Origin of the sequence: Modestobacter sp. L9-4 (assembly GCF_019112525.1) — a bacterium.
Classification (GTDB): Bacteria; Actinomycetota; Actinomycetes; order Mycobacteriales; family Geodermatophilaceae; genus Modestobacter.
The window spans coordinates 522,927-539,190 of record NZ_CP077800.1 but is presented as its reverse complement, the minus strand read 5'-3'; the positions used below and the strand labels follow the sequence as shown (position 1 = coordinate 539,190).

At 75.2% G+C, this 16,264-nt stretch carries 16 protein-coding genes; 11 read left to right on the top strand and 5 right to left on the bottom strand.

Translation table 11 applies throughout. The annotated features are described in order from the left end of the window. The first annotated feature begins 12 nt into the window (after positions 1-12). From sufC to KUM42_RS02575, 5 genes are all read left to right on the top strand, one after another. Positions 13-861, top strand: coding sequence for a Fe-S cluster assembly ATPase SufC (gene sufC / locus KUM42_RS02595; protein ID WP_237494766.1), 849 nt, complete (start codon positions 13-15; stop codon positions 859-861). Further along, a complete protein-coding gene (locus tag KUM42_RS02590; RefSeq protein WP_237494765.1) occupies positions 858-2,195 on the top strand; it encodes a cysteine desulfurase in 1,338 nt (445 codons plus the stop codon). Before sufC ends, KUM42_RS02590 begins: the two co-directional genes overlap by 4 nt. After that, entirely contained in the window at positions 2,195-2,656 is a 462-nt protein-coding gene (sufU, locus tag KUM42_RS02585; protein ID WP_237494764.1) for a Fe-S cluster assembly sulfur transfer protein SufU, read from the top strand. The genes KUM42_RS02590 and sufU overlap by 1 nt, the downstream gene beginning before the upstream one ends. 1 nt (position 2,657) lies before the next feature. Next, positions 2,658-3,023: a metal-sulfur cluster assembly factor gene (locus tag KUM42_RS02580; protein ID WP_237494763.1), complete on the top strand. Its 366-nt coding sequence runs from the start codon at positions 2,658-2,660 to the stop codon at positions 3,021-3,023. Between the two features lie 358 nt (positions 3,024-3,381). After that, positions 3,382-3,705 (top strand): GNAT family N-acetyltransferase, encoded by a 324-nt coding sequence (locus KUM42_RS02575; RefSeq protein ID WP_237494762.1) that lies wholly within the window; start codon positions 3,382-3,384, stop codon positions 3,703-3,705. A gap of 25 nt (positions 3,706-3,730) precedes the next feature. Here KUM42_RS02575 and KUM42_RS02570 read toward each other — a convergent pair whose 3' ends face one another. Next, entirely contained in the window at positions 3,731-5,536 is a 1,806-nt protein-coding gene (locus KUM42_RS02570) for an SCO7613 C-terminal domain-containing membrane protein (RefSeq protein ID WP_237494761.1), read from the bottom strand. A 55-nt stretch (positions 5,537-5,591) separates the two neighbouring features. Continuing rightward, a complete protein-coding gene (locus KUM42_RS02565) occupies positions 5,592-7,784 on the bottom strand; it encodes an SCO7613 C-terminal domain-containing membrane protein (protein ID WP_237496714.1) in 2,193 nt (730 codons plus the stop codon). A gap of 128 nt (positions 7,785-7,912) precedes the next feature. On the opposite strand from KUM42_RS02565, the gene KUM42_RS02560 reads away from it, so the two are divergent. The 6 genes from KUM42_RS02560 to KUM42_RS02535 all read left to right on the top strand — a co-directional run bounded on the left by KUM42_RS02560 (position 7,913) and on the right by KUM42_RS02535 (position 13,846). Beyond that, complete coding sequence (locus tag KUM42_RS02560; protein WP_237494760.1) at positions 7,913-9,514, top strand: ABC-F family ATP-binding cassette domain-containing protein; 1,602 nt, start codon at positions 7,913-7,915, stop codon at positions 9,512-9,514. A gap of 216 nt (positions 9,515-9,730) precedes the next feature. Then, the gene (locus tag KUM42_RS02555; RefSeq protein ID WP_237494759.1) at positions 9,731-9,961 is read left to right on the top strand and encodes a helix-turn-helix domain-containing protein; all 231 of its coding nucleotides are present in this window, start codon (positions 9,731-9,733) and stop codon (positions 9,959-9,961) included. A gap of 183 nt (positions 9,962-10,144) precedes the next feature. Beyond that, positions 10,145-12,031 (top strand): ABC transporter ATP-binding protein, encoded by a 1,887-nt coding sequence (locus KUM42_RS02550; RefSeq protein ID WP_237494758.1) that lies wholly within the window; start codon positions 10,145-10,147, stop codon positions 12,029-12,031. A 121-nt stretch (positions 12,032-12,152) separates the two neighbouring features. Next, on the top strand, positions 12,153-12,431 hold the full coding sequence (locus tag KUM42_RS02545; protein WP_237494757.1) for a hypothetical protein: 279 nt from the start codon (positions 12,153-12,155) through the stop codon (positions 12,429-12,431). 144 nt (positions 12,432-12,575) lie between these two features. After that, positions 12,576-13,028 carry an SgcJ/EcaC family oxidoreductase gene (locus KUM42_RS02540; RefSeq protein WP_237494756.1) on the top strand — a complete coding sequence of 151 codons (453 nt, stop codon included), beginning with the start codon at positions 12,576-12,578 and terminating at the stop codon, positions 13,026-13,028. Then, on the top strand, positions 13,025-13,846 hold the full coding sequence (locus KUM42_RS02535; RefSeq protein ID WP_237494755.1) for a sulfurtransferase: 822 nt from the start codon (positions 13,025-13,027) through the stop codon (positions 13,844-13,846). The genes KUM42_RS02540 and KUM42_RS02535 overlap by 4 nt, the downstream gene beginning before the upstream one ends. Before the next feature lie 65 nt (positions 13,847-13,911). Here KUM42_RS02535 and KUM42_RS02530 read toward each other — a convergent pair whose 3' ends face one another. From KUM42_RS02530 to KUM42_RS02520, 3 genes are all read right to left on the bottom strand, one after another. Further along, complete coding sequence (locus KUM42_RS02530) at positions 13,912-14,418, bottom strand: FBP domain-containing protein (RefSeq protein ID WP_237494754.1); 507 nt, start codon at positions 14,416-14,418, stop codon at positions 13,912-13,914. 308 nt (positions 14,419-14,726) lie between these two features. After that, on the bottom strand, positions 14,727-15,425 hold the full coding sequence (locus tag KUM42_RS02525) for a sirohydrochlorin chelatase (protein ID WP_237494753.1): 699 nt from the start codon (positions 15,423-15,425) through the stop codon (positions 14,727-14,729). Between the two features lie 82 nt (positions 15,426-15,507). Continuing rightward, positions 15,508-16,263 (bottom strand): SDR family oxidoreductase, encoded by a 756-nt coding sequence (locus tag KUM42_RS02520; RefSeq protein ID WP_237494752.1) that lies wholly within the window; start codon positions 16,261-16,263, stop codon positions 15,508-15,510. Between the last annotated feature and the right edge of the window lies 1 nt (position 16,264).

The window sequence follows — 16,264 nt, the reverse complement described above, 5'->3', positions numbered from 1 at the left end:
AGCGAGAACCCCGTGACCAGCCCCACCGCGACCCCGACCGCCTCCGGCCTGAAGGCCGGCAGCGTCCTGGAGATCCGCGACCTGCACGTCACCGTCGGCGACGGTGACGACGCCAAGGAGATCCTCCGCGGCGTCGACCTGACCGTCCGTGGCGGCGAGACCCACGCGATCATGGGCCCCAACGGCTCGGGCAAGTCGACCCTGGCCTACTCGATCGCCGGGCACCCCAAGTACACGATCACCGGCGGCACCGTCACCCTCGACGGCGAGGACGTCCTCGCGATGACCGTCGACGAGCGCGCCCGGGCCGGCCTGTTCCTGGCCATGCAGTACCCGGTCGAGGTCCCCGGCGTCTCGGTGTCGAACTTCCTGCGCACCGCGGCCACCGCGGTGACCGGCGAGGCCCCGAAGCTCCGCACCTGGGTCAAGGACGTGCGCACCGAGATGGAGGCGCTGGAGATGGACTCCGCCTTCGCCGAGCGCAACGTCAACGAGGGCTTCTCCGGTGGTGAGAAGAAGCGCCACGAGATCCTGCAGATGCGCCTGCTCAAGCCGAAGATGGCGATCCTCGACGAGACCGACTCCGGCCTGGACGTCGACGCGCTGCGGATCGTCTCCGAGGGCGTCAACCGCGCCAAGGCCGACAGCCCGGTCGGCGTCCTGCTGATCACGCACTACACGCGGATCCTGCGCTACATCAAGCCCGACTTCGTGCACGTCTTCGTGGCCGGTCGGGTCGTCGAGGAGGGCGGCCCGGAGCTGGCCCAGAAGCTCGAGGACGAGGGCTACGCCGCCTACGTCAAGGACTCGGCCGAGCAGGCCGCCACCGAGAAGACCGCCCTGGAGGCGACCCAGCAGTGACCCAGACCGTCTCGCGTCCCGCTGGGGCGCAGCAGGTGCCGCTCCCGCTGGACGTCGAGGCGATCCGGGCGGACTTCCCGATCCTGGGCCGCACGGTCCGGGACGGGAAGCGGCTGGTGTACCTCGACTCCGGCGCCACCTCGCAGAAGCCGCGCAGCGTCCTGGACGCCGAGCGCTGGTTCTACGAGAACGTCAACGCCGCGCCGCACCGCGGTGCCCACCAGCTCGCCGAGGAGGCCACCGCGGCCTACGAGGCGGCGCGGGCCACCATCGGTGCGTTCCTCGGCGCCCCGGAGAACGAGATCGTCTTCACCCGGAACAGCACCGAGTCGATCAACCTGGTCGCCTACGCGCTGTCCAACGCCGCCACGGCCAAGGAGCCGGAGTTCCGCCGGTACGCCGTCGGCCAGGGCGACGAGATCGTCGTGACCGAGATGGAGCACCACGCCAACCTGCTGCCCTGGCAGCAGCTGTGCGAGCGCACGGGCGCCACGCTGCGCTGGCTCGGGCTCACCGACGACGGCCGGCTGGACCTGTCGGACCTGGACACCGTGGTCAACGAGCGCACCAAGCTCGTCGCGGTCACCCAGCAGTCCAACATCCTGGGCACGATCAACCCGCTCGAGGGCATCATCGCCCGCGCCCACGAGGTCGGTGCGCTGGTGCTGGTCGACGGCGCGCAGTCGGTGCCGCACCAGAAGGTCGACGTCGCCGAGTTGGGCGCGGACTTCCTGGTGTTCTCCGGGCACAAGATGCTCGGGCCCACGGGGGTCGGCGTGCTGTGGGGGCGCTACGACGTCCTGGACGCGCTGCCGCCGTTCCTGACCGGTGGCTCGATGATCGAGGTCGTGCGGATGGAGGGCAGCACTTTCGCCGCCCCGCCGCAGCGCTTCGAGGCCGGCGTGCCGATGAGCGCGCAGGTGATCGGGCTGGCCGCGGCCGCCGACTACCTGACCGCGCTGGGCATGGACCGCGTGCAGCAGCACGAGGAGGTGCTCACCGGCTACGCCCTCGAGCAGCTCCAGGCCATCCCGGGCGTCACCGTGATCGGCCCGCCGGACACCGTCGCGCGCGGCGGTGCCATCAGCTTCACCGTCGACGGCATCCACCCGCACGACGTCGGCCAGGTGCTGGACGACCTGGGCATCGCCGTCCGGGTCGGGCACCACTGCGCCTGGCCGGTCGTGCGCCGCTACGGCGTGCCGGCCACCACCCGCGCCACGTTCTACGTGCACACCGGCTACGACGACGTCGACGCGCTCGTCGAGGGTGTCCGGGAAGCCCAGCGCTTCTTCGGTGTTGCACCTGACGTGACCGAGGGCGGGACGAACTGATGCAGCTGCAGTCGATGTACCAGGACATCATCCTGGACCACTACCGGAACCCCCACGGGCGCGGACTCCGCGACCCGTTCGAGGCCGAGGTGCACCACGTCAACCCCACGTGCGGTGACGAGGTCACCATGCGGGTGCACCTGGACGGCGACACCATCGCCGACGTCTCCTACGAGGGGCAGGGCTGCTCGATCAGCCAGGCCTCGGTGTCGGCGATGTACGACCTCGTCATCGGCAAGAGCGTCACCGAGGCGCTGGGCACCGGCGAGCACTTCATGACGCTGATGCAGAGCAAGGGCGACGCGGCCGTGGCCGAGACGCTCGAGGACGAGCTCGAGGACGCCATCGCGTTCGCCGGGGTCAGCAAGTACCCGGCCCGCGTGAAGTGCGCCCTGATGAGCTGGATGGCGCTCAAGGACGCGAGCGCCCGCGCACTCTCCACCAGCAGCGAAGGGAACTGACATGACCGAGCCCACCACCACCCCCGAGGGCGGTCTGTACGGCGGCAAGTCCGCGCTGCTGGAGGACGTCGAGGAGGCCATGCGCGACGTCGTCGACCCCGAGCTCGGCGTGAACGTCGTCGACCTCGGCCTGGTCTACGGCATCGACGTGGACACCGAGGCCAACGTGGCCATCCTGGACATGACGCTGACCTCGGCGGCCTGCCCGCTGACCGACGTGATCGAGGACCAGGCCCGGCAGGCCCTCACCGGCCCCGGCCTGGTCGAGGACATCCGGATCAACTGGGTCTGGATGCCGCCGTGGGGCCCGGACAAGATCACCGACGACGGCCGCGAGCAGCTGCGCGCCCTCGGCTTCCGGGTCTAGCAGTTGGCCTCTCCGCAGGGGCCCACGTCGAGCTCGCGAGGCGTGGGGGGCGGAGAGGTCCGTGCACTCCTCGAACGGCTGGCCGCGGGGGAGACCCCGCCGGCCGATGCCAGCGTGACGACCGTGCCGGCGCCCCTCGGGGCGCCGGCACTCGTCGTCGGGGGCACGGCCTGGCACGTGGTGGCCGCCGACGTCGACCCGGCGTGGGTGGCGGAGCAGGTCGCGCACGACCCGCTCGCAGCACCGCTGGGAGCCCGCTTCCTGACCGCGCTGGCCGGACCGCGTCGGGGTCGAGCCCGGCGTCCTGGACGCCGTCCTCGTGGCGCCGCCGGCCCCGGTCCAGCCGGGGGTGACGCTCGTGCCGGCCGACGTGGACGACCACCCGCGGGTGCAGCGGGCGCTGCGCCACCGCACCGACGTGTGCACCTGGACGACGCCCGACGGCTCGGCGCTGCTCGTCCTGGGCCGCGGCGTGGCCGGCCGCTGGGAGGCGAGCATCGAGGTGGACCCGGCCGCCCGGGGCCGTGGACTGGGCGCCGCCCTGGCCGCAGCAGCACCGGCGCTGCTGCCCAAGCCGGCCCCGCTGTGGGCCCAGGTCGCGCCGGCCAACGTCGCCTCCCTGCGCGCCTTCCTGGCCGCCGGATGGCGTCCGGTCGCGGGCGAGGTGCTGTTCGGCTCCTGAGTGCAGTGGCTGTAGCCACGTCGCATCAGCGCATGTCAGCGACGTGCGGGGCGGCCTTCCGCCGCCGGGTCTCGTAGCGCGCACCCGCACCCAGCAGCACGACGCCCACCACCAGGATCGTCAGCAGCCCCGGCAGCGGCAGCGACACGGCGAGCCGCCCGAGGGCCACCGTCACCACCGAGACCGCGCCCACCACGAACGGCGCCCGGATGCTGCGCGCGCTCGCCAGCGTCATCGCCAGCCCCGCGGCCGCCACCACCAGGACCAGCCGCAGCAGGCCGTCGTCGAGGACGGCCAGCACCACCGACGGCGCCGCTGCGGTCACCAGCCCCGGACCCCACGCCGGCCACGACCGCTCGGTCGCCAGAGCCCGCCCGGCGTACAGCAGCAGTGCGGCTGCAGCCGGCAGTGTGTAGGCCTCCGGCACGTGCACGCCGGCGTCGGCCGCGGCCAGCCAGGCCGCGCCGGCCAGGGCGGCACACCCACCGGCGCGGGCCGGCGTGCGGCCGGTCCGCGCGGCGTACCCGGTCAGCGCCGCACCCAGCACGGCGAGCCCGCCGGCGGCGGCCAGCAGGTCACCCGACCACCCGAGGTGGACGACGGCCAGCGCGCCGACCACCACGGCGGAGACGGCCAGCGGCACCTCCGACCGGGAGTGCCGGTCCAGGGACGCCGCAGCCAGGGCCACCACTGCCAGCACCAGCAGCTCGACCCCGGTGCGGCCGACCGCGGCGGTGCCGTCGGCCTCCAGCAGCAGTGCGGCCCCGGCCAGGCAGCCCACTGCGACGGGCAGCGCGCCCGGACGGTCGACCGGCTGCCGGGCGGCGACCAGCACGGCCGGGACCGCGGCGGCCATCAGCAGCAGGCCCAGCGCGGTCCACCGGCCCTCGAGCAGCAGCTGCCCGGCCGACAGCAGGGTGCAGGTGCCGGCCAGGGCCAGCCCGACCGGGCGGGCGAGCGCCTGCGGCCGCGGGTCGGCACGGGCGGCCACTGCCACCGCGACGGCGAGGCCCAGGTACCCGGCCGCGGGTGCGCCGGCGGTGCCGCTGGCCTGCAGCGTGCCGGCGATGCCGGTGCCGGCCACGACCCCGGCGACCACCGGGACCAGCGCCCGGGGGCCCAGCACTGGGCGCAGCGCGGACCGGGAGCGCAGCGCGGCCAGCCCGGCCGCGACCGCCACCAGCAGCGCGGCGGTCCCGGGGGCCCACGTCGTCCACACCTGGTGCACGCCGGCGGCGACCCCGGCGAGCCACCACGGGGCGGTGGTGGCCAGCGCGACCTCCGCCACCGGGCGGCGGGCGACCCGGCCCACCAGCAGCCCGGCCAGGGCGGTGCCCAGCACGAGGTCGGTGTGCCACCCGTGCTGCGTCAGCACGGCGAGCACGGCCAGCTGCGCGGCCAGCCACGCCCCGATCGGCCAGGCCGCCGCGGTGCGGGCGAGCAGCCCGGCCAGCAGCAGGACCGCGGCCAGGGCGCCGAGGAGCGCCGCGCGGCCGGTCGCCGGGCTGCCGGTCGACCAGGCGGCCATGACGGCCAGGACGACGGAGGCCGCGGCCAGGGTCTCCTCGCTGGTGCGCAGCCCACGGCGGCCGGCGGCCCAGGAGGCGACCGCGGTGCCCACGGCGAGCGCGGTGAGCAGCAGCTGCCCGAGGGGGCGCCCGACGGCGGCGAGCGAGGCGGCACCGGCGGCGGTGAGCGCGACCGCACCGGTGATCAGCAGCACCTGCTGGGGGCTGACCGGCCCGAGGCCGTCGGGGGCGTCGGGGGCCGGCGGCGGCGTGTACGGGGCGCCGACCGGTGGCGGGTAGACCACCTCGGGGTCCCGGCTCACCGCGCACCTCCTCCGCCGTCGGTCAGGCCGACCACGCTACGGGCGGGCGGTGCCGTCAGCTCATCTGCGCGACCCAGGCCACCGCCTCGCGGGCCTGCTGGCGCCGTCGCTCGTAGGTGGCGCCCAGCACGAGCAGCACCAGGCCGGCCGCGGCCAGCGTGAGCCAGCGCGGCAGCAGCGGCGCGTAGGGCCCCAGCCGGACGACGACCACGAACGCCAGGGCGCCGGCCCCCAGCACGAACGGCGCCTGCCGGTGGGCCAGCGTGCCCAGCACCACGCACCCGACCGCGGCGACCACCACCAGGACCAGCCGCAGCGCGCTGGGTGTGGCGACGACCGCGAACACCGAGGGGACCAGGGCCACGCCCACCGCCGCGCCCTCGGCGGCCCACGACGGCCCGCGGAACCGCAGCCGGGGGAGCGCGGCGACCAGCAGCCCGGCGGCGGCCGACAGCGTGTAGGCCTCCGGGGTCTCGACGCCGGCGCCGCCGACCGCTGTCCACGAGGCCAGCACCAGGTCCGCGATCGCCAGCAGCGCCACCGGCCGGCGGGAGGCGACCAGGGCGTAGCCGCCGGCCGCGACCCCGACCACGGCCAGCTGCAGGCCGACCTGGCCCCAGGCCGCGGCCGAGGCCGTGGTCAGGCCGGCGCCCGCCCCGGCCAGGGCCCCGGCGACGGCCGCGACCTGCTCCTCCGTGGTGCCGGCCCGCCAGGCGGCCACCGCGAAGGCGGTGGCGGCGACCAGGGTGAGCAGCAGGCCGGCGGTCGTCGAGGACACCAGCCCGCCCTCGCGGGCCAGCAGCGCCGCGACCGCCGGGGCCAGCAGCGCGACGCCGGTGGACCCGCTGCGCAGCACCGGCACCCGGACGGCGGCGAGGGCGGCCGGACCGACCACGGCGAGGACGAGAAGTGCCAGCGGACCGAACCGCTCGGCGTCCAGCAGCTGCTGGCCGGCGACCACGGCCAGCGCGACCGCGGCACCTGTCAGGACCCGCAGCACCGTCGGGTGCGGGCCCCGCACCGGCCGGGGCCCGGCCAGCAGGACACCGGCCGTGGCGAGGAGCAGGGCCAGCACCCCGCCCAGCACCGGCCCGGCCGGGCCGCTGAGCCCCAGCGACTGGCCCAGCGACAGGCCGACCACCGCGCCGGCCGCCGGCGCGACGCCCCGGGCCGGCACCGGCCGGCCGGTGACCCGGCGGTCGCGCAGCGCCGGCACGGCCACTGCGGCGGCCGCAGCCAGCAGGGCGGTCGCCGTCCACGCCTCGGGTGCGGTGCCCAGCTGGCCCAGCAGCAGGCCACCGGTCACGCCGGCGGCCGCCCACAGCGCCGCGAGCACCCGGGCGACCGGTCGCAGGACGCGCCGCAGCACGAGCACCAGGTCCAGGTCGACCGCCGCCAGGCCCAGGGCGACCGCGACCCCGGCCGGCCCGGCCGGCGCGTCGCCGGGCAGCAGCAGCAGCGGCACTGGCTGCACGGCGAGCAGGGCGGCCAGCGGCCAGGTGACGGTGGTGCGGGTGCCCCGGCCCAGGCCGAGCGCCACCGCGACGACGACCAGGCAGGAGACCGCCGTCCACGGCCGCAGCCCCACCTCGTCCAGGCCGAGCAGGCCCCGGGCGCGGGCGGCGCCCAGGTCGACGGCCAGCAGGGCCGTGCCCGCGGCGGCCAGCGCCTCCTCGGTGGCCCGCAGGCCACGGCGGGCGGCGAACGCCGACGCGGCGCAGGCCGCTGCCGTGCCGGTGAGCATGACGGTGGCCTGGAAGACCAGCCCGAACCGCGTCCAGCCCAGCGCCACGAAGGCCAGGGCCCCGGCGACGACCAGTAGTGCGCCCAGGCCCAGGAGCACCTGCTGCGGGCTCAGCCGGCGCCGCGGCGGGGGCGGCGTCCGGTCCGGTGGGGGGAGGGGCTGCCAGGGCGCGGCGGCGGGGACGAGCGGCTGGGCCGGGGGCCCGAGCGGGGGCGGTACGGAGGCCGGGGGCGCCGGGGTGGGGTCCGCGATCGGGGCCGGTGGCGGGACGAACGCGCCAGGGGTGGCCCGCGACGCCCCGGGAGCCGCGGCGCGCAGGGTGGCCAGCAGCGACTCGCGGTCGCGGGCGAGCTCGGTGAGCGTCGCGGTGATCCGGCCGACGACGTGCGCGGCCCGGCCAGCCGCGGGCAGCCCGCACACCGGGCAGGGCATACCGCCCGAGTCCAGCACCGGCGTCCCGCAGACCGGGCACGGCAGGTGCGGCAGGTGGCTGGGCGAGACCATGGCGGCATCCTGGCCGGTCCGGGACGTCCCCGGGGGCGGTCTCCACAGCGGCTCGCCCGCCCAGGTGACGTGGACGTCACCTGGGAAAGGGGTCGAGGTGGGGGTCGGAGGCGCCTATCCTGGGGTCAGTGATCACGACCACTGGCCTCGAGCTGCGCGCCGGGTCCCGCATCCTCATCAGCGAGGCGGACCTCCGGGTGCAGCCCGGCGACCGGATCGGTCTGGTCGGGCGCAACGGCGCCGGCAAGACCACCACCCTCACCACCCTGGCCGGTGAGCGCGTGCCGCACGCCGGCAAGGTCGACATCACCGGTGAGCTCGGCTACCTCCCGCAGGACCCCCGCAGCGGCGACCTCGACATCACCGCCAGCGACCGGGTGCTGTCCGGCCGCGGGCTCGACGTCCTCAAGGCGCAGCTGACCAAGGCGCAGGTCGCCATGGCCGAGCCGGCCGACGACACCGAGATGGACCGCGCCGTCCGGCTCTACGGGCGGCTGGAGGACCAGTTCGCCGCGATGGGCGGGTACGCCGCGGAGAGCGACGCCGCGCGGATCTGCACCAACCTGGGCCTGCCCGACCGGATCCTGGGCCAGCCGCTGCGCACGCTGTCCGGTGGTCAGCGCCGCCGCGTCGAGCTCGCCCGGATCCTCTTCTCCGACGCCGACACGTTGCTGCTCGACGAGCCGACCAACCACCTGGACGCCGACTCCATCGTCTGGCTCAAGGGGTACCTGGCCAGCCACCGCGCCGGCCTGATCGTGATCAGCCACGACGTCGACCTGCTGGCCGCCGTGGTGAACAAGGTCTGGCACCTGGACGCCAACCGGGCCACCGTCGACGTCTACAACCTCGGCTGGAAGCGGTACCTGGACGCCCGGGAGACCGACGAGCGCCGTCGCCGTTCCGAGCGCGCCAACGCCGAGAAGAAGATCGACGCCCTCACCGCGCAGGCGGACAAGATGCGCGCCAAGGCCACCAAGGCCAAGGCCGCGCAGAGCATGGACAAGCGCGCCCAGCGCCTGGCCGCGGGCCTGGCCGACGTCCGGGTGCAGGACAAGGTCGCCAAGCTGCGCTTCCCGACCCCGGCACCCTGCGGCCGCACGCCGCTGACCGCCGAGCACCTGTCGAAGACCTACGGCTCGACCGAGATCTTCGCCGGCGTCGACCTGGCCATCGACAAGGGCGCCCGGGTCGTCGTCCTGGGCTTCAACGGCGCGGGCAAGACGACGCTGCTGCGGATGCTGGCCGGCACCGAGCAGCCCGACACCGGTGAGGTCAAGGCGGGGCACGGGCTGCGGGTGGGTTACTACGCCCAGGAGCACGAGACGCTGGACATGGACCGCTCGCTGCTGGAGAACATGCGCTCGGCGGCACCGGGGTCCACCGACACCGAGCTGCGCAAGATCCTCGGTGCGTTCCTCTTCTCCGGGGAGAACGTCGACCAGCGCACCGGCACCCTCTCCGGTGGTGAGCGCACCCGGCTGGCCATGGCCACGCTGGTGATCTCCGGCGCCAACGTGCTGCTGCTGGACGAGCCGACCAACAACCTCGACCCGGCCAGCCGGGAGCAGGTGCTCGAGGCGCTGCGCACCTACGAGGGCGCGATCGTGCTGGTCACCCACGACGAGGGCGCGGTGGTCGCGCTCAACCCCGACAAGGTGATCATCCTGCCCGACGGCACGGAGGACACCTGGAGCCCCGACTTCGCCGACCTGGTCTCGCTGGCCTGAGGAAGGACCCCGCTGCCCCCCACGCCACGCTCCGCGCGGCGCGGGTCCCTGCAGCGGGGCCAGGACCTGCCGTGCACGGTCTTGTTGCGGTGGCCCCACTCCCGATGCTGGGTGATCATGGCGAGCAGGACGTCGGGGTCAGAGGGACCGCGGCGCCGGGGGAACAGCGGGCAGTCGTCGGTGCGAGCCGTCATGCCCCTGACACGGAGGGGAGTCATGGCCGACTCGAACACTGCAGACCTGGGCAAGGGCAAGCGGATCACCGGCGACGACCGGAACTCGCTGGCCGACGAGCTGCGGGAGCGGTACGCCGGCGGGGAGAGCATCCGCTCGCTGGCGACCTCGACCAACCGCTCGTACGGCTTCGTGCACCGGTTGCTGTCGGAGTCCGGGGCCTCGCTCCGCGGCCGCGGCGGCGCGAACAGGAACGCCAAGAAGTCCGCGTGACCGGGCGAGGGCGGGGGCCGACGGTGCAGACCGGCGCCGTCCGTCCCCGCCCGGCCCACCCGCACCCGGCCTGACCGCACGGGCCGGCCGACCGGCCCCGGTCCCGTTCCCGGTCGGCGGAACAGCCACCACCCCCCGCACGGTTCGACCTCGTGATCACGCCGTTGCAGCAGGGGGACCGCCATGAGCTCGCCGATGACCTCGATGGCCGCGATGCGGTCGTTCAGCAGCGATCCGTCGGTCACGAGCAAGCAGATCCCCAAGGGGACCACCCGCCGGATCCTGGGCATCGCCGGCCCGTACCGCCGTGAGCTGACCTGGTTCCTGTCCCTGGTGACCTTCTCCTCGGTCATCGGGGTGGCCACGCCGCTGCTCGCCGGCGACATCGTCAACCGGATCGCCGGCCTGCGGGGCACCTCCGGGGACGTCGTCCGGATCGCGCTGGTCATCGCCGGTCTGGCGGTGCTCGACGCCGGCAGCTCGCTGGCCCAGCGCTGGTACTCCGCGCGGATCGGTGAGGGCGTCATCTACGACCTGCGCTCTCGGGTGTTCACCCACGTGCAGCGGATGCCGGTCGCCTTCTTCACCCGCACCCAGACCGGCGCGCTGGTCAGCCGTCTGAACAACGACGTCATCGGCGCCCAGCGGGCGTTCACCTCGACGCTGTCGGGCGTGGTGTCCAACGTGATCGCGCTGGTGCTCACCGCCGGGGTGATGCTGTCCCTGTCCTGGCAGATCACCCTGCTGTCGATCGTGATGGTGCCGCTGTTCGTCGTCCCCGCCCAGCGGGTGGGCCGGAAGCTGCAGACGATCACCCGGGAGTCCTACGGGCTCAACGCCTCGATGAACGCGACGATGACCGAGCGGTTCAACGTCGCCGGCGCGCTGCTGGTGAAGCTGTTCGGCCGCCCCGAGGCCGAGGCCGCCTCCTTCCGCGGCCGCGCCGCCCGGGTGCGCGACATCGGGGTGCTGTCGGCCATGTACGGCCGCGCGTTCTTCACCGCGCTCACCCTGGTCGCCGCGCTGGCCACCGCCCTGGTCTACGGGCTGGGCGGCACGCTGGCGTTCGACGGCTCGCTGTCCGCCGGTGACGTGGTGGCCCTGGCGCTGCTGCTCGCCCGGCTCTACGGGCCGCTGACCGCGCTGGCCAACGTCCGGGTCGACGTGATGAGCGCACTGGTCAGCTTCGACCGGGTCTTCGAGGTCCTCGACCTGGAGCCGATGATCACCCAGGCCCCCGACGCCGTCCCGGTGCCCGACGACGACCGGTCGGTGGAGTTCGACGCGGTGTCCTTCCGCTACCCCGCGCCCAGCGAGGTCTCGCTCGCCTCGCTGGAGGACGTCGCCGTGCCGGCCCAGCACGAGTCGGCCGAGGTGCTGCACGAGGTGTCCTTCCGGGCCGAGCCGGGGCAGCTGGTGGCGCTGGTGGGCACCTCGGGGGCGGGGAAGTCGACGATCGCGTCCCTGGTGTCCCGGCTGTACGACGTCACCGCCGGCGCCGTGCGGGTCGGCGGGGTCGACGTCCGCCAGGCCACCAGCGACTCGCTGCGGGACGCCATCGGCGTCGTCAGCCAGGACTCCCACCTCTTCCACGACACGATCGGGGCCAACCTGCGCTACGCGCGGCCCGAGGCCACCGAGGAGGAGCTCTGGGCGGCGCTGACCGGTGCCCGGATCGCCGCGCTGGTGCACTCGCTGCCCGACGGCCTGGACACCGTGGTCGGCGACCGCGGGCACCGGATGTCCGGCGGGGAGAAGCAGCGGCTGGCCATCGCCCGGGTGCTGCTGAAGCAGCCGGGGATCGTGATCCTGGACGAGGCCACCGCGCACCTGGACAGCGAGTCGGAGGTGGCGGTGCAGCACGCCCTGGACGCCGCCCTGGCCGGCCGGACGTCGCTGGTGATCGCCCACCGGCTGTCGACGATCCGGGGTGCGGACCAGATCCTGGTGGTCGACGACGGGCGGATCGTCGAGCGCGGCACCCACGAGGAGCTGCTGGCCGCCGGTGGGCACTACGCCGACCTGTACCGCACCCAGTTCGCCCCCGGTCCGGCCGCCGCGACGCTGTAGCCGTCCGGTCACTCCCGGTCGCGGCACAGCTCATCGACACCGTCCCGTCACGTCGTTGCCACCTCCGCGTGGGACCTTCGCACCGACGACCGACGTCTCTCCCGAGGACAGGGGCCCCACGATGACCGCTCAGAGCTGGCACTCGATCGCTTCCGGCAAGCCCTACCTGGTGACCGGCTCCTCCGCCGGCGCGGTCACCTCGCTGGACCAGTTCCTCGGTGACGCCGAGTTCTCCATCGACGGGGAGGGCGGCCCGGTGCTGGTGCGCGGGCACGGCGTCCCGCTCGAGGGCAAGGTGCGGTTCCACGAGAAGAGCGAGATCGGCGGCAAGGACGTCCGCGTGTGGCACGTCAGCGCCGACGAGCGCGGCATCGTCGCGGAGTCCATCGCCGCGTTCTGACCCGCCGGCCGCAGTGCCACCCGGCAGCGGGTGGCACTGCGGACCGGTCGGTCACACCCGCTGCGGCGCGGGGTCGGCGGGCGCACGGACGGGCGCACTACCGTCACTCCCGACCCACTCGCACCACCCGCAGGAGCACATCCCTTGAGCGCAGGCCATCCGCAGGACACCCAGATCCGCGCGCTGTACGCGCGGTACCTGGCCGGCTGGAACCAGCGCAGCGGCGTCACGGTCTCCTCGGTGTTCGCCGACGACGGCGAGCTGATCGACCTCGACGGAACGCTGCGCAGCGGCCGGCTGAGCATCGCCGCCGACATGCGCCGGATGTTCGCCGAGCACGCCACCCCCACCTTCGTCGGCGTCGTCCGCTCGGTGCGCCGGCTCGCCGACGGGGTGGTCCTGCTGCACGCGGTGGCCGGCATGGTGCCCCCCGGCGCGGACGGCGTCGACCCGGCGCTGCACACCGTGCACGCGCTGACCGCGGTCGAGGACGCCGGCCGGTGGAAGATCGCCCTGCTGCAGAGCACCCCCGCCCGCTACGGCGGCCGTGCCGACGCGGTGGCCGCACTGACCGCGGAGCTGGACGCCGCCCGGTGAGGGTGCTGACCTCGGTGGCGGAGCTGCGGTCCGACCCGCCCGACGTCCTGCTCGACGTCCGCTGGGCGCTGGGCGACCCGCACGGCCGCGAACACCACCGGGCCGGACACCTGCCCGGCGCCGTCTTCGTCGACCTGGACGCCGAGCTGTCTACACCGCCCTCACCTGCGCAGGGACGCCACCCGCTGCCGTCGTTACAGCGACTGCAAGCAGCTGCGCGGCGCTGGGGCGTCTCCGCAGGCTCGCGGGTCGTGGCCTACGACGCCGGGGCAGGCGTGGCCGCCGCCCGCGCCTGGTGGCTGCTGCGCTGGGCGGGTGTCGAGCAGGTGACGGTCCTCGACGGCGGGCTGGCTGCCTGGACCGCCGCGGGCGGGGAGCTGGAGCAGGGCGACGTCGTCCCGCTGGTCGGGGACGTGGAGCTGACCGGTGGCGGCATGCCGGTGCTGGACATCGACCAGGCCGCCGCCCTGCCGGCTGCCGGCGGGGTGCTGCTCGACGCCCGCGCCGCCGAGCGGTACCGCGGCGAGGTCGAACCGGTCGACCCCCGGGCCGGTCACGTGCCCGGCGCCGTCAGCGCACCCACGACCGACAACCTGGACGCCGACGGCACGTTCGCTGCTGCGGCTGCACTCAGCGACCGGTTCGCCCGGCTCGGCGTCCGGCCCGGGACGCCGGTCGGTGTGTACTGCGGTTCGGGGGTGTTCGCCGCCCACGAGGTCGCCGCGCTGGCGATCGCCGGCATCGACGCCGCGCTGTGGCCGGGGTCGTGGTCGCAGTGGTCGAACGACCCCGACCGCCCGGTCGCCACCGGCGCCTGAAGCTCGGTCCAGGCGCCGGCCGGTCGTCCCGAGCTCGCGAGGGACGAGGAGGACGGGGTCCTTCCTCAGCTGGTCGCTGCGACGTCCCGGACGAACTGCGTGGACCGCTCGCGGAGCCCGGCGATCCGCTCGGCGACGACCTGGTCGGCGACCGCCTCGATGCCGTCGCCAGACTCGGCACTGGTCGGGGGCCGGCGGACGTTGCGCGAGCAGGACAGGTCCTCGCAGATCAGCGTGCCGATGGTGTTGCCGTCGCGCCCCGCGCTCCCGCCGCGTCGGGCGACCCACAGGGTGGCCCGGACGGAGGCGAGGTCGCGGCACCAGCTGCACATCGCCGAGCGTCGCCGTCCGCTGGCCGGGGCGGGGCTCGCCCGCAGCAGGACGCCGGTCGGCCGGTCGTCGAGCTCGAGGACGACGTAGGCCGACAGCGGGGAGCGGCGGTCGCGCCAGCCCAGGTACTCGAGCCGGTCCCAGGCGACGGCGTCGAGGTCGGGCAGGGCGGCCTGGGTGACCTCGCGGCGGCTGGCGTTGAGGAAGGACGAACGGATCTGCTTCTCGGTCAGGCTGTGCACGGTGGTGTCTGCTTCCGGTCGGTCGGGACCGCCGGCCGGGCAGAGGGGTGCACCGGCGGCGGGAGGGGAGGACGTGCAGGGGCGTCCGTCCGCGACCTGCCCAGCGCAGCACGCACCCGCGCGCGTGCGCGAGTGGAGCTCAGCAGGTGGGCGGGCGCCGGACGCAGGTCCGGCTCGGGTCCGTGCAGGCCACGACGGCCACCTCACGATCCGCGCCCGGACTGCGCACCTGTTCGCTCCTCGGCTCACTCCCCGGTCCCGTGACCGGTTGCCCCGATGCTACGACGCCGGGCAACCGGGTTCCCGGATCAGCCCAGTGCGGCGTCGTACCGGTCGACGAGGACCGCGGCGATGCGCTCGTCGGGCAGCAATGGCGCCGTGACGCAATCGGCTCCGGCGCCCTGGAGCTTGTCGTGGAAGTGCCCGGGAGCCAGCAGGTAGGCCGCGACCACCACGCGCTGTGCACCGGCGGCGCGGGCCGCGGCCACCGCGTCGGGCACGGTGGGCTTCGCGGCCGAGCCGTAGCCGGTGGTCACCGGTCCGGTCCAGTGCTCCTGCAGCATGGCGGCGGTCGCCTCGACGTCGGCGACCGACCGGGCGTCGCTGGAACCGGCGGCAGCCAGGACGACCGCGTCGGTGAGGTCGGCGCCGGCCTCGCGCAGCCGGTCGGCGAGCACCGCGGCCAGCCGGGCGTCGGGGCCCAGCGGCCGGGCGGCGACCGCGCCGGGGTGGGCGGAGACGGCGCCGGCGATGTCGACGTGCACGTGGTACCCGCCGGACAGCAGCAGCGGGACGACGACGGCCGGCGTCTGCGACCCGGCCAACCCGGCCACGACGTCGACCACCGTGGGCGGCTGGACGTCGACGAACGCCGCCGTGGTGCGCAGCCCCGGCCGCAGCGCCCGCGCGGCCAGCGCCAGCTCACCGATCAGCCGCCGTCCGGTGGGGTTGCGGGTGCCGTGCGCGCAGGCGACGAGGACCGGTCGGCCAGGTTGCTGCTCCGTCATGACGGCCTTCCTGCGCGGTGTGGGGGTGGCTGGCGCGGTAGACCGCGCGGGGAACCCCCACGAGGCGCAGGCCGGGCGGTGTTCAGAGGGCCCTCGTGCTACCGCCGTCGACGGTGAGCATCGTGCCGGTGACGTAGGAGGCGGCGGGGGAGAGGGCGAAGGCGGCGACCCGGCCGAACTCCTCCGGGCGGCCCACTCGGCGCAGCGGGATGGCGGCCTCGGTGCGGGCGCGGGCGGCGGCCGGGTCCCCGGACGCGGACTCGATCTCGGTGATGCGGTCGGTGGCGATCGTGCCGGGCAGCAGCCCGAACACCCGGATGCCGCGCGGGCCCAGCTCGTCGGCCAGCGCCTTCGCCGTCATCGCCAGGCCGGGGCGCAGCCCGTTGGAGACCGCCAGCCCGCCGATCGGCTGGCGCACCGAGGTGGACAGCACGAAGCCGAGCGAGGCGCCGTCGGCCAGGTGCGGCACCAGCGCCCGGACCAGCCGCAGCGGCCCGAGCAGCACGCTCTCGACCCCGGCCCGCCAGGCGTCCTCACCGACGTCGAGCACCGAGCCGGGCGGGGGACCACCGACCGAGATCAGCGCCCCGTCGACCCGGCCGAGCTGCGCCAGCGCCTCACCGACCAGCGTCTCGGCGGCCGCTGGGTCCGCCAGGTCGGCGGCCACCCCCGCGGCGAGCGGGCCCAGGGCCTCGACCGCCGCGGAGACGCCGTACGCGTCCCGGGAGCTGATCAGCACCCGGGCACCGTCGGTGACCAGTGCCTGGGCGGTCGCCAGCCCCAGCCCCCGGCTCGCGCCGGTGAGCAGGTAGCCGCGACCGCCCAGACCCAGGTCCATC